The 12,321-nt window shown below is 72.7% G+C and carries 9 protein-coding genes and 3 pseudogenes; 3 read left to right on the top strand and 9 right to left on the bottom strand.

The window, feature by feature from the left end; translation table 11 throughout:
- Nucleotides 1-9 precede the first annotated feature (9 nt).
- The 3 genes and pseudogenes from ACYVMZ_RS09725 to ACYVMZ_RS09715 form a co-directional block, all read right to left on the bottom strand.
- A pseudogene (locus ACYVMZ_RS09725) lies at nt 10-960 on the bottom strand (FAD-dependent oxidoreductase); the annotation flags it as partial.
- Entirely contained in the window at nt 957-2,396 is a 1,440-nt protein-coding gene (locus ACYVMZ_RS09720) for an FAD-dependent oxidoreductase (protein ID WP_461077671.1), read from the bottom strand. The gene ACYVMZ_RS09720 and the pseudogene ACYVMZ_RS09725, both read right to left, overlap by 4 nt.
- Nucleotides 2,393-3,835 (bottom strand): FGGY family carbohydrate kinase, encoded by a 1,443-nt coding sequence (locus ACYVMZ_RS09715; protein WP_461077669.1) that lies wholly within the window; start codon nt 3,833-3,835, stop codon nt 2,393-2,395. The genes ACYVMZ_RS09720 and ACYVMZ_RS09715 overlap by 4 nt, the downstream gene beginning before the upstream one ends.
- Nucleotides 3,836-4,163: 328 nt before the next feature.
- On the opposite strand from ACYVMZ_RS09715, the gene ACYVMZ_RS09710 reads away from it, so the two are divergent.
- A complete protein-coding gene (locus ACYVMZ_RS09710) occupies nt 4,164-5,261 on the top strand; it encodes a mechanosensitive ion channel family protein (protein WP_461077667.1) in 1,098 nt (365 codons plus the stop codon).
- Between the two features lie 15 nt (nt 5,262-5,276).
- Here ACYVMZ_RS09710 and ACYVMZ_RS09705 read toward each other — a convergent pair whose 3' ends face one another.
- Complete coding sequence (locus ACYVMZ_RS09705) at nt 5,277-5,471, bottom strand: hypothetical protein (protein WP_461077859.1); 195 nt, start codon at nt 5,469-5,471, stop codon at nt 5,277-5,279.
- A pseudogene (locus tag ACYVMZ_RS09700) lies at nt 5,448-5,955 on the bottom strand (M1 family peptidase); the annotation flags it as partial. The gene ACYVMZ_RS09705 and the pseudogene ACYVMZ_RS09700, both read right to left, overlap by 24 nt.
- Before the next feature lie 234 nt (nt 5,956-6,189).
- Between ACYVMZ_RS09700 and ACYVMZ_RS09695 the strand changes: the two are divergent.
- Nucleotides 6,190-8,409, top strand: coding sequence for an NADP-dependent isocitrate dehydrogenase (locus tag ACYVMZ_RS09695; protein ID WP_461077665.1), 2,220 nt, complete (start codon nt 6,190-6,192; stop codon nt 8,407-8,409).
- 97 nt (nt 8,410-8,506) lie between these two features.
- Here the strand turns inward: ACYVMZ_RS09695 and ACYVMZ_RS09690 are convergent.
- Nucleotides 8,507-8,814: pseudogene (locus ACYVMZ_RS09690) on the bottom strand (DUF5713 family protein).
- Nucleotides 8,815-8,896: 82 nt separating this feature from the next.
- On the opposite strand from ACYVMZ_RS09690, the gene ACYVMZ_RS09685 reads away from it, so the two are divergent.
- Nucleotides 8,897-9,694: an N-formylglutamate amidohydrolase gene (locus ACYVMZ_RS09685; RefSeq protein ID WP_461077663.1), complete on the top strand. Its 798-nt coding sequence runs from the start codon at nt 8,897-8,899 to the stop codon at nt 9,692-9,694.
- Nucleotides 9,695-9,703: 9 nt separating this feature from the next.
- Here the strand turns inward: ACYVMZ_RS09685 and ACYVMZ_RS09680 are convergent, their stop codons facing one another.
- The 3 genes from ACYVMZ_RS09680 to ACYVMZ_RS09670 are packed head-to-tail and all read right to left on the bottom strand — an operon-like array spanning nt 9,704 to nt 12,287.
- Nucleotides 9,704-10,222 carry a hypothetical protein gene (locus ACYVMZ_RS09680; protein ID WP_461077661.1) on the bottom strand — a complete coding sequence of 173 codons (519 nt, stop codon included), beginning with the start codon at nt 10,220-10,222 and terminating at the stop codon, nt 9,704-9,706.
- Entirely contained in the window at nt 10,219-10,857 is a 639-nt protein-coding gene (locus tag ACYVMZ_RS09675; RefSeq protein ID WP_461077659.1) for an RNA polymerase sigma factor, read from the bottom strand. Before ACYVMZ_RS09675 ends, ACYVMZ_RS09680 begins: the two co-directional genes overlap by 4 nt.
- A complete protein-coding gene (locus ACYVMZ_RS09670) occupies nt 10,854-12,287 on the bottom strand; it encodes a S8/S53 family peptidase (protein WP_461077657.1) in 1,434 nt (477 codons plus the stop codon). The genes ACYVMZ_RS09675 and ACYVMZ_RS09670 overlap by 4 nt, the downstream gene beginning before the upstream one ends.
- Nucleotides 12,288-12,321 lie beyond the last annotated feature (34 nt).

Raw genomic sequence — 12,321 nt, 5'->3', positions numbered from 1 at the left:
GGAGGCGTGCCAGGGGGCTCCCGCGAGCCACTGCCGGACGGCGGGGGCCACACGCGCGCCGTCGCGGGCCGCCGCCACCGCACGCTGCCCGGGGTGCAGTACTCCGCCGACGGCGAAGACCCCCGGCCGCGAAGTGCGCCGGGCACCGTCGACGGCGGGGCAGCGCGTCGCCGGGTCCAGGGCGAGGGCGCCTCGCCGGGCCAGTTCGTGGTCGGGCACGAAGTCACCGGTGAAGACGACGGTGTCGCACGGCAGCGTGCCCGTACGGCCGCCGCGGTGGCGTACCCGGACACCCGACAGCCGCCCGTGGCCGAGGAGTCCGGTGACGGTGGTGTCGGTGAGCAGCGGGACGCGGCGGCGGAGCCGGGCGTCCAGGGCACGGGCGGACGTCATCCGGGGCCGGGGCAGGTCGGTGACCATGGCGACGGCCTCGGCGCCCGCGTTCCGTACGGTGTTCAGGGCCGCGTACGAGACGTCCTCGGCGCCGACGATCAACGACCGGGTGCCGATGTGCTGCCCGTAGAGGTGGACCGCCTGCTGGAGTTCGCCGCTGGTGTACACCCCGGCGGGCCGGGTGCCGGGCACCAGGCGGGCCGCGCGGGGGCGTTCGCGGGCGCCGGTGGCCAGGACGACCGCTCCCGCCTCGATCGTCTCCGGTCCCTGTGAGCTGACGGTGGCGAGCGCGAGCGGGGCGACCCAGTCGAGGACGGTCACCCCGGTCCGTACGACCGCCCCGGCGCCGGTCGCCGCGTCGGCGAGCAGACGGGCGTACGCGGGTCCCGTCCGCGGACGCGGCCAGGTGCCGAAGCCGCCGTGCGCGCAGTACCGGGGCACTCCGCCCGGCCGCCGCTCCCGTTCCAGCACCTCGACGCGGCCCGCGCCGGCGGCGGCCAGGCGGGCGGCGGCGGCCAGCCCGGCGGGCCCCGCGCCGACCACGAGGACGTCGACCCTGCGTGTCATGACCGCTCTCCTTCGTCGTCCTGGCGTGCGCCGGCCCGAGCCTCCTCGAACAGCGCCCGCACCGCGGCCCCGCAGAAGAAGCCCTGGCAGCGGCCCGCCCGGGCCCGGGTGCGGCGGCGCAGTCCCTCCAGGCTGCGGGGCGGGATCGTACCGGCGAGGGCGTCGCGGATCTCGCCGCGGGAGACGCGTTCGCAGTGGCAGACGAGGGTGCCGTAGGCCGGGTCGGCGGCGATGAGGTCGGGCCGCTGGTACGGGCGCGGGGCGGCCTCGCCGAGGTTGGGCATGCGCACCGGCGTCAACTCCTTGTCGGGCCCCGCGTCGAGTCCGGCGTCGGCGAGCAGCTCCATGACGTGCGCGGCGATGGTGAGGGAGGCGGTCAGGCCGGTGGAGCGGATGCCGCCGACGGTGACGTACCTCTGCGCGGGGTGGGCGCGGACGCGGTAGTCGTCGTGCTCGGTGGCGGCACGCAGCCCGGCGTAGACGGCGGTGACCTCCTCCTCGAGCAGCGCGGGCAGGATACGGCGGCCCTCCTCCCGCAGCCGGGCCAGGCCCTCGGCGGTCGACGCGGTGGCGGACTTGTCGTCCTGGTCCTCGGCGGTGGGGCCGAGCAGGACGTTGCCGTACACGGTGGGGGCGACCAGGACGCCCTTGCCGAGGGCGGTGGGGACGGGCAGCAGGATGTGGCGGACCAGGTCGCGGGCGGGTTTGTCGTACACGATGAGCTGGCCGCGGCGCGGGGTGACGGTGAAGTCGGCGTGGCCGAGCAGCCGGTCGAGGGTGTCGGCGTGCAGTCCGGCGGCGTTGACGAGCCAGCGGGCGCGGAGGGTGCCCCGGCCGGTGGTGAGATGGTGCAGGTCGCCATGTCGACCTGTCGCCCGCACCGGGGCGTTGAGGTGCAGGTCGACGCCGTGCAGGACCGCCTGGGTGGCGTACGCCAGGGTCGTCGTCCAGGGGCAGACGATGCTCTCGCCGGGCACGTGCAGGGCGCCGAGCGCGCCGGGTCCGAGGTGGGGTTCGCGCGTGTACAGCTCGGCGGGCCCGAGGAGACACGTGGCGTGGTACGCGTTGCGCTCGGCCTTCTCGGCGAGGCGGGGCAGGACGGCGAGCTGTTCCTCGTCCCAGGCGACGAGCAGCGCCCCGACGGGTTCCACCGGGATGCCGGACTCGGCGGCGTACGCGGCGAGGAGCCGCGCGCCCTCGCGGACGAGCCGCGCCTCCAGCGAGCCGGGAATCGCGTCGAAGCCGGTGTGCAGGATCGCGGTGTTGGCCTTCGAGGTGCCCTGGCCTACGTCGTCCTGTGCCTCGACGAGCGCCACCCGCAGCCGGGGATGGTGGGCGAGTCGGCGGGCGATCGCGCAGCCGACGACTCCGGCACCGACGACCGCCACGTCGTACGGCTGCCCCGGCGGCAGCGGCCCGTCCGCGGTGACCGTCATGCGGATGCCGTCCGGTCGAGCAGGGCGGTGACCGCGCAACGGAAGGCGGCCCGGCGCTCGGCGGCCTCGTCGGGGCCGATGCGCGGTGTGTAGACGGCCGCGGGTTCTCCGTCCGGCAGCACCTCGGCCACGGTGAGCCGCGGCTCGGCGCCCAGGCGGGCCAGCGCGCCGGCGCCGAGCGCCGTGGCGTCGGGCAGCGCGGACACCTCGACCGGGTGTTGCAGCAGGTCGGCCTGGGTCTGCATGAGCAGGGCCGAGCGGGTGAGGCCACCGTCGACGCGCATCACGGACAGGGGCGTTCCCAGGTCGGCCGCGACCGCGTCGGCCAGCTCGGCCACCTGCGCGGCCAGGCCCTCGCACAGGGCGCGCACCACGTGCCCGGGCGTGGTGTCGAGGCCGAGGCCGGTGAGCGAGCCGCGTACGTCGCCGCGCCACCAGGGGGCGGCGAGCCCGGCCAGCGCCGGTACGAAGGTGACGCCACCGCTGTCGGCCACGGTGCCGCCCACCCGGTCGAGGTCGGCGGCGCCCTCGATGACGCCGAGGTCGGTGAGCCACCGTACGGCGGAGGCGGCCGTGTACACCTGCCCGTCGAGGCAGTAGCCGGTGCGTCCGCCGAGCCGCCAGGCGACGCAGCTGACCAGGCCGGAGGTGGCGCGCCGGGGTGTGCCACCGGTGTGGGCGAGCAGGAACGCGCCGGTGCCGTAGGTGCACTTGGCGCCGCCGGCTGCGGTGACGCGCTGGGCGAACAGGGCGGCCTGCTGGTCGACGACGAGGCCGGTGAGCGGGATCTCGGGGCCGAAGGCGGTGGTGGTGCCGACGGGTGTGGCGTTGTCGACGACGTCGGGGAGCCCTTCGCCGGACAGGCCGTACAGGTCCAGGGCGCGCGGTGACCACTCGGCGCGGTCGAGGTCGAGGAGTTGGGTGCGGCCGGCGGTCGCGGCGTCGGTGACGTAGGCGCCGGTGAGGCGGTGGACCAGCCAGGCGTCGGAGGTGGTGACGACTCCGGCGCGGGTGAGGTGCCGTCGGATCCAGGCCATTTTGGGCGCGGCGAAGTACGGGTCGAGGGGCAGACCGGTCAGGTGCCGTAACTCGTCGGCGTGCGGGGCGAGTTCGGCGCACACGCTCTCGGCGCGGCGGTCCTGCCAGACCAGCGCGTCGGTCAGCGGACGGCCGGTGTCCGGGTCCCAGGCGAGCACGGTCTCGCCCTGGTTGGCCAGTCCCAGCGCGACGACGGGTTCGCCCGCCTCGGCGAGGGCCTGTCGCCCGGCGTCGACCACCGAGCGGTACAGCTCCTGCGGGTCGACCTCCACGAGGCCGCCGGGCAGATGGCGAGGGCGTACGGCCGCGAATCCGGTGCCGAGGACACCGCGCCCGGGACAGATCACCAGGGCCTTGGTGCCGGATGTGCCCTGGTCGACGGCGAGCACCGGCCCCGTCATGCTTTCCCCTCCCGTCGGCGGCGGCGATCCTCCATGGTCCTCCGGGTCCTCCGGGTCCTCCGAGGTCGTCAACGACCTCGACGATCATCGGTGATCACCGCGCGCCAGCCTGCCGCCGGGCCGCACACGCCGTCAAGCGCCCCCGGGCGACCGGGACGTGACGAACTCCTGTGCCGGATGCGGCAGGATGAACGACCGTGCCGGCCGCGGGTCAGGTGGGCCGGTACGTCGGAACATCCCGGAATCGAGCAGGTGACGACGTGACACGACTTCACATCCGGTTGTCGGCGAAGTATTGCGCCGCGGTATGTGTGCCCGGAGGTGACCGGTGAATCGAGCGCTCACCGTGGACGACCTGGTCCTCGCCGGAATCGCCCTGGCGGCGGGCCTGCTGGCGGCGTTTCTGCTGCGCATGCTGCTGCGCTGGCTGGGCAAGCACGCCGACCGCACCCGCTGGAGCGGGGACGACGTGATCGTGGACGCGCTGCGGACCGTGGTGCCGTGGGCGGCGGTCGCGGGCGGCGCGGCGGGCGCGGCGGCGGCGCTGCCGCTGACGAAGACGGTGCAGCACCACACCAACCAGGTGCTGACCGTGCTGCTCATCTTCGTCGTGACCGTGTCGGCGGCCCGCGTGGTGGCGGGCCTGGTGCGGACGGTCACCCAGTCCCGCTCCGGCGTCGCCGGATCGGCGACGATCTTCGTCAACATCACCCGGGTCCTGGTCCTGGCGATCGGCTTCCTGGTGGTGCTCCAGACGCTGGGCATCTCGATAGCGCCGATGCTCACCGCCCTCGGTGTCGGCGGTCTGGCCGTCGCCCTGGCCCTGCAGGACACGCTCGCGAACCTCTTCGCGGGCATCCACATCCTCGCCTCCAAGACGGTGCAGCCCGGTGACTACATCCAGCTGAGCAGCGGCGAGGAGGGCTACGTCGAGGACATCAACTGGCGGCAGACGACGGTCCGCAACCTCTCCAACAACCTCGTCGTGATCCCCAACGGGCAGCTCGCGAAGACGAACATGACCAACTTCATGCGTCCCGAGCAGCAGTTGACCATCCTCGTCCAGGTGGGGGTCGCGTACGACAGCGACCTGGAGCACGTGGAACGGGTGACGACGGAGGTCGTCGCCGAGGTGATGACCGAGATCACCGGGGCGGTCCCGGACCACGAACCGGCGGTGCGCTTCCACACCTTCGGCGACTCCCGCATCGGCTTCACGGTCATCCTGGGCGTCGGCGAGTTCAGCGACCAGTACCGGATCAAGCACGAGTTCATCAAGCGCCTGCACAGGCGGTTCCGCGAGGAGGGCATCCGCATCCCGGCGCCGGCCCGGCGCGTGGCGCTGGAGCAGGGCGCGGTGGTGATCCCGCAGCAGCGCGGCGCACAGAGCGAGCCGGGCGACGTGGCTCCCGCCCGGCTCGACTGACCCGCCGCTCGGCCGTCAGAGCGTCGCCGAGTTGTCGTGGTAGTGGCCGTCCCTCCGGCTGTGCGGAGCGGCGAGGGACGGCTTCACCGGGTTCACCGTCCAGTCCGGGTGACCGGGCATCCGCGGTGTCTTCGTGCCGTACAGCCACTCCCGCAGGAAGCCGGTCAGGTCCTGGCCGGAGACCTCGGCCGAGTCCGGCTGGCAGCACACCGCGAAGCCGTCGGGCCGACCCAGCCGGTGTGCGGCAGGGCGCGGCGCGGGTCGGCCGAGTACGCCACGCACACCGTGACCCGGGTCTTCGCCGGGAGTGTGCGGGCGGGCGTGATCCGCAGCTTCTCGCCGGCCTGCTCGAAGGCGGCGGGGTGGCCGCCGACCCGCACGGAGCGTATGTCCAGGCCGAGGGCGTCGAGGGAGAAGCGGGTCAGGGCCTGGGTGGTGCTGACGGTCAAGGTCGCGGTGGCGTCGACGAGCCGGGTCGTGGCGTCGTAGGCGAGGTCGAGGTGGTGGGCCGAGACGCGGTAGCCGTCGTGCCGAGGTCCGGGAAAACGGGGTCGCCGAGGGTCTCGGGGCCCGGGGAGCCGTCCGTCTTCGTCGCCTTGCCCTGCGCCGCCTGGGCCGGGACTGCGGTGGTCAGGGACGCCGCCGTGCCGATCAGGGCGGCCGCCGGGGCCGTCACGCTGGTGCGATATCTCATGGTCCGCTTCCGCGCGGCCGGCCGGGTGGTCAGGCCCGGCCGTCGCGTGAAGTGAGTGATCTCACTTCCATGACGGAAAGATCGAGGTGGCCGGTTGCCTCGCGTTCCGAGCCGATCCAGGCCGAATCCCTGCCGCATCCCTGCCGAAAGTCGGTGCGGACCCCTGTCGAGACGAGGTCGATCACGAGATATCTTGATGTCGAGCAATGTTGCAGACGTGGAGCGGAGCACCCGGTGACTGACTCGACCATCATCTATACGCACACTGACGAGGCCCCGGCCCTGGCAACGTATTCCTTCCTGCCGGTGGTCCAGGCGTACGCCTCGCAGGCGGGTGTCGCTGTGGAGACGCGCGACATCTCGCTGGCCGGGCGCATCATCGCCGTGTTCCCGGAGTACCTGACCGAGGAGCAGCGCATCCCGGACGCCCTGTCCGAGCTGGGCGAGCTGGCCAAGACGCCCGCCGCCAACATCATCAAGCTGCCGAACATCTCGGCGTCCATCCCGCAGCTCAAGGCCGCCATCGCCGAGCTGCAGGGCCAGGGCTACGCGCTGCCGGACTACCCGGACGACCCGAAGACCGACGAGGAGCGCGAGATCCGCGCCCGCTACGACAAGGTCAAGGGCTCCGCGGTGAACCCGGTGCTGCGTGAGGGCAACTCGGACCGCCGTGCCCCGGCCTCCGTGAAGAACTACGCCAAGACCCACCCGCACCGCATGGGCGCCTGGACGCCGGAATCCAAGACGAACGTGGCGACCATGGGCGTCGACGACTTCCGCTCCACCGAGAAGTCCGTGGTGATCGCCGAGGACGGCGCGCTGAGGATCGAGCTCGTCGGCGACGACGGCTCCACCACCGTGCTGCGCGAGTCCGTACCCGTTCTCAAGGGCGAGGTCGTCGACGCCTCCGTGATGCGCGTCGCCGCGCTGCGCGAGTTCCTGACCGCGCAGGTCGCGCGCGCCAAGCAGGAGGGCGTGCTGTTCTCCGTGCACCTGAAGGCCACGATGATGAAGGTCTCCGACCCGATCATCTTCGGCCACGTGCTGCGGGCCTTCTTCCCGAAGACCTTCGCGAAGTACGGCGACAAGCTCGCCGAGGCCGGCCTGACCCCGAACGACGGTCTGGGCGGCATCTACAAGGGCCTGGAGAACCTGCCCGAGGGCGCCGAGATCAAGGCCTCCTTCGACGCCGAGCTCGCCGAGGGCCCGGACCTGGCCATGGTCGACTCCGACAAGGGCATCACCAACCTGCACGTCCCCTCGGACGTCATCGTCGACGCCTCCATGCCGGCCATGATCCGCACCTCCGGCCACATGTGGGGCCCGGACGGCCAGGAGCACGACACCATCGCGGTCATCCCGGACTCCTCCTACGCGGGCGTCTACCAGGCCGTGATCGACGACTGCCGCGCCAACGGCGCCTACGACCCGGCCACCATGGGCTCCGTGCCGAACGTCGGCCTCATGGCGCAGAAGGCCGAGGAGTACGGCAGCCACGACAAGACCTTCGAGATCCCGACCACGGGCACCGTCCGCCTGGTCGACGGCAACGGCACCGTCCTGATCGAGCAGACCGTCTCGGCCGGCGACATCTTCCGTGCCTGCCAGACCAAGGACGACCCGATCCGCGACTGGGTGAAGCTGGCCGTCACCCGCGCCCGTGCCACCGGCGACCCGGCGGTGTTCTGGCTGGACGAGACCCGCGCCCACGACGCCAACCTGATCGCCAAGGTCAAGCAGTACCTGCCGGAGCACGACACCGAGGGCCTGGACATCCGCATCCTGTCCCCCGTCGAGGCGGCCAAGCTGTCGGTGGAGCGCATCCGCCGCGGCGAGAACACCATCTCCGTCACCGGCAACGTGCTGCGTGACTACCTGACCGACCTGTTCCCGATCCTGGAGCTGGGCACCAGCGCCAAGATGCTGTCGGTCGTCCCGCTGATGGCGGGCGGCGGCCTGTTCGAGACGGGCGCCGGCGGCAGCGCGCCGAAGCACGTCCAGCAGCTGGTCAAGGAGAACTACCTGCGCTGGGACTCCCTGGGTGAGTTCTTCGCCCTGGTGCCGTCCTTCGAGCAGTACGCGAAGGTCACGGGCAACGCCCGCGCCCAGGTCCTGGCCGACACCCTCGACCGGGCCACGGCGACCTTCCTCAACGAGGACAAGTCCCCGACCCGTCGCGTCGGCGGCATCGACAACCGCGGCAGCCACTTCTACCTGTCCCTGTACTGGGCGCAGGAGCTGGCCAGGCAGACCGACGACGCCGAGCTGGCCAAGGCCTTCCAGCCGCTCGCCGAGACGCTCGCCGCCAACGAGCAGGAGATCGTCGACGAGCTGATCGCCGTGCAGGGCAAGCCGGTCGACATCGGCGGCTACTACCAGCCCGACCCGGCGAAGGCCGCCGCGGTCATGCGTCCCTCCGCCACGTGGAACGAGGCGCTGGCGTCCCTGAGCTGACGCGAGCATCCTGAGGACGGACGGCTCATCCCGTCTCCGCCCCGGCCGGCGCACCGCCCGGCCGGGGCGGAGCCGTTGTCGGCCCCGCCCGGTTGTCTCACCACTCCCGGGTGGCGATCAGCTCCTCCACGTCCGCGTCCGCGAAGCCGTAGGCCTGTGCGACGAACCAGAAGTCCTCGGCGATCTCCTCGCGGGCCACGGTCTCGATCTCGCTGCCGGCCGCCTCGAACTCGGCCTCCAGGTCGTTGAACTCCTCGGTCGCGGACTGGGTGAGGACGTACAGCGCGGCCAGGTCGGCGGGGCCGTCGGCCTCGATGCGCTCGCACAGCCGCAGCAGGATGTCCCGGCCCCGGTCCACCACCTGGGAAACGGATGTGCGGTCACCTGCTGGTTACTGATGGGCATGTGGCTCCCCCGCCCTTCCCGGTGCTCGATGTGGCACCTTGATCATGCATCACGCCACTGACAACGCCCCGGGAGCCGCCCCATGACCCCTGCCGCACCGTCCTTCGAGCTGCTGCCCGGCGCCGACGACTCGCCGGTGATCCTGCATGTGCCGCACTCGGCGCGGGAGATACCGGCCGAGGTGCGGGCCGGGATCGTGCTCGACGACCATGCGCTGGAGCGGGAGCTGGACCACATCACCGACGCGCACACGGCCGAGATCGCCGAGGTGGCGGCCGAGGCGGCGGGGGCCACGCCCTGGCGGTTCGTCAACCGGCTGTCGCGGCTGGTCGTCGACCCGGAGCGGTTTCCGGACGAGCGGGAGGAGATGCTGGCCGTCGGGATGGGCGCGGTGTACACGCGGACCACGCACCGCACCGTCCTGCGCCCCGACGGCTTCGACCCCGAGCCGCTGATCGAGCGGTACTTCCGGCCCTACGCGCGGGCGATGACGCAGGCCGTGGCGGACCGGCTGGCGGCCACCGGGCGGGCCGTCGTCGTCGACGTGCACTCGTATCCCAGCGCCCGGCTGCCGTACGAGCTGCACGGCGAGGGGCCGCGGCCGCCGGTCTGTCTGGGCACGGACTCCTTCCACACGCCGCCCGAGCTGCTCGCCGCGGCACGGGAGGCCTTCGCCGCCTGCGGGGAGACCGGGCTGGACAGCCCGTTCAGCGGGGCCTATGTGCCGCTGGAGTTCTACGGGACGCAGCCGCGGGTCGGCGCGCTGATGGTGGAGATCCGCCGGGACACGTACATGACCGAGCCGGGCGGGCCCGCGGGGCCCGGGCTCTCCCGGCTCGGTGCGGCGCTGGCGTCCCTGGTCGACGCCGTCTCCCGCTGATCCCGGCCGTCAGGCGCGCAGCCACTCCGTCACGACCACCTCCCCACCGGTCCGCAGCCGCAGGGCGAACGGGCCGGAGGGCGGGCTGTCGCCGGTGAAACGCCCCAGGTCGTCGGCGGTGAGCGGCGCACCCGCGTGGGGGCCGCTGAGCACCTCGATACGGGCCGGGCCCGGCGGCAGTACCTGCCCCATCAGGCCCTGCGCGGTCACCTCGACGTCGACGGTCACCTCGCCCGCGCGGAAGGTCAGCATCCGCGGCGCGTCCGTCGCCCCCCGGACCGGGATAGCGTCGACCAGCGAGTCGAAGGTCAGCTCGGCGACACGGGCGTCGAGGTCGTGCAGCGCGTACGCCTCGACGGCGATCTGCTGCAGCTGGGCCGGCAGCGGGTCCAGCACGGCGGCGGCCTGCCGGAGCTCCTCCTCCAGCAGATCGGCGTCGAAGTCCCCGTCGTCGTAGGGCGTTTCGTCGAAGGCGTCGTCACCGGGGACGTCGCCGCTCGTGTCGTTCATGTCGTTCATGCCGCTCATACCGTCCCCCGTGCCTCGAGCCGGGCGCGCAGCCTGCGCAGACAGCGCTGGCGCAGCGGCCCGATGCTGCCCACCGCGATACCGACCGCGGCGGAGACCTCCTGGTAGCTGGGCGGCGGTGAGGCCATCAGTACGCGCAGCAACTGCCTGCACCGCTCGCCCAGTTCCTCGAACTCCTGCCACAGCCGCCTGACGCGCTCGCTCTGGGCGGCCGCCTCCTCCGAGTCGAGCAGCGACTGTTCCGGCGTACCGTCCTCGCTGACCCGGTCGAGGAGTTGCGGATCGTCCGTGAGGGTCAGCCGCCTCGCGTTCTTGAGCACCTTCAGGCACTCGTTGCGTGCCGTGCTCGCCAGCCACGACCCCGTCTTGTCCGGCTCGCGGATCCGCCCGAGATGCTGGGCGAAGCGGAACCACACGGTCTGGTAGACCTCGTGCGCGTCGGCCTCCGAGAGCCGGTGGCCGCGCACGACCGACCACACCAGCGGGCTCAGCCCTTCCACCAGCGCTTTCCAGGCCGCCGCGTCCCCGTCGGCGGCGGATTGGACGAGTGCGCCGACATCACTACGATCCACGGTCCCACCCCTCGTGTACGGCACGTCATCGTACGCCGTGGAGGGGGCGGCTTCGGTCCTCATGCCCCGGGAGACGGCAGCTCGACGGGGACCGGGCGCCAGGTGGGCGGGCGCAGCGCCGGTACGTGCGCCCCGCGCACCTCCACCAGGTCGGTGTGCTCCGCGAGCAGCCGGCGCCGGGCCGCGCGCGGGTCGGCCTCCTTGTGCGCCGTCATGTGGGCGGCGACCATGCCGGCGACGACCGGGGTGGCGAAGGAGGTGCCGCTCCACTGCGCGTACCCCTCGAACATCACCTGGTCCGGCTTGGCGGCGGCGTCCGCGTCGCTCAGCACACCCGTGTGCCGGGGGTGCCGGCAGGTGCAGGCGTAGGTGAAGTCGTACCGGCAGGCGTCGTAGGTGGAGTGCTGGTACACGTACGGCACCGGTGTGTCGAAGCCGGTGAGGGCGCTGGTGAGGCGCTCGCCGGGGGCGTAGACCTTGACCCAGGGGCCGTGGTTGCTGAAGCAGGCGCCGAACTCGCCGTCGCTGCGCAGCGCTCCGACCGAGAGCACGCTGTGCTCGTAGCCGGGCAGGTCGGCGTAGGCGGCGGGCCAGAAGGGGCTGGCGCTGCCGTTGTTGCCGGCCGCGGCGACGAGCAGGGTGCGCTGCCGGCGCAGCTCCGCCATGAAGGCGTCCATGCCGAGCAGGCCGTCGGTGCGGCCGTTGCTGGTGCCCGCGGAGAGGCTGATGACGTCGGGCCAGCCGTGCCGGTCGACGGCCTCGAAGAGCTTCGCGCCGAACTCGGACTCGAGGATGGCGCCGACGTCGTTGAGGGTACCCAGCACGGTGACATCGGTGTTGGGGGCGACGGCCGTGACGATCCCGGCGATGAACGTGCCGTGTCCGACGTACTGCTTGAGCATGCCGTTCGCATCGGTCTCCTCGACCGCGAAGTCGCCTTCGACGTTGGCGAGTTGGGGGCAGGAGTGGCAGTCGTGCAGGAGGCCGGTGTCGATGACCAGGACGCCGACCGCGGTCTCGGGGTCGTGGCGGGCCCCGTCCGGCGAGGGGTTGGTGCCCTCGGTGCGTGGGGCGGGCACGGGCTCGTCGCCGGGGCAGGCGTTGACCGGGGCGATGTGCACCACGTGGTTCCGGCTGACCAGTCGGCGGCTCGCCCGGTCCTCCCGCTCCCGCACGGCCCGCAGCGCGTGCGCGACGGTCGGGTCGCCCAGCGCGCCGCCCTCGCCGGGGTCGCCGACCTGGATCCGGGTGACGCCCGTGCGGTTGGTCTCGGGGCTCGTCCGGCGCACCCGGTCCTGGTTCAGGTCGGGTGCCGCCGTGAAGTAGGCCCGTACGGTGTCCTCGACCATGCGGGCGTCCTCGCCGTCGCGGACGAGGACGACGCCCTTCTCATAGAGGAAATCGGCGGAGTCGTCGGGCCCCATGGCCAGGGGAACGTCCGGCATCGAGCGCTGGATGTGGTCGAACTGCTCCCGGAATCGCTGTGGTGCCATGCGTGTCCTCCCGTTGATGACCACGGTCGTCGAG

Source organism: Streptomyces deserti (assembly GCF_054782695.1).
The sequence above is the reverse complement of the archived record's forward strand: the minus strand, read 5'-3'. Positions and strand labels throughout refer to the sequence as shown.

Excerpts from the sequence above, each read along its gene's own strand:
- ACYVMZ_RS09720 (WP_461077671.1), bottom strand. The coding sequence starts at position 2,396 with ATGACGGTCACCGCGGACGGGCCGCTGCCGCCGGGGCAGCCGTACGAC.
- ACYVMZ_RS09715 (WP_461077669.1), bottom strand. The coding sequence starts at position 3,835 with ATGACGGGGCCGGTGCTCGCCGTCGACCAGGGCACATCCGGCACCAAG.
- ACYVMZ_RS09685 (WP_461077663.1), top strand. The coding sequence starts at position 8,897 with ATGACCCCTGCCGCACCGTCCTTCGAGCTGCTGCCCGGCGCCGACGAC.
- ACYVMZ_RS09680 (WP_461077661.1), bottom strand. The coding sequence starts at position 10,222 with ATGAGCGGCATGAACGACATGAACGACACGAGCGGCGACGTCCCCGGT.
- ACYVMZ_RS09675 (WP_461077659.1), bottom strand. The coding sequence starts at position 10,857 with ATGAGGACCGAAGCCGCCCCCTCCACGGCGTACGATGACGTGCCGTAC.
- ACYVMZ_RS09670 (WP_461077657.1), bottom strand. The coding sequence starts at position 12,287 with ATGGCACCACAGCGATTCCGGGAGCAGTTCGACCACATCCAGCGCTCG.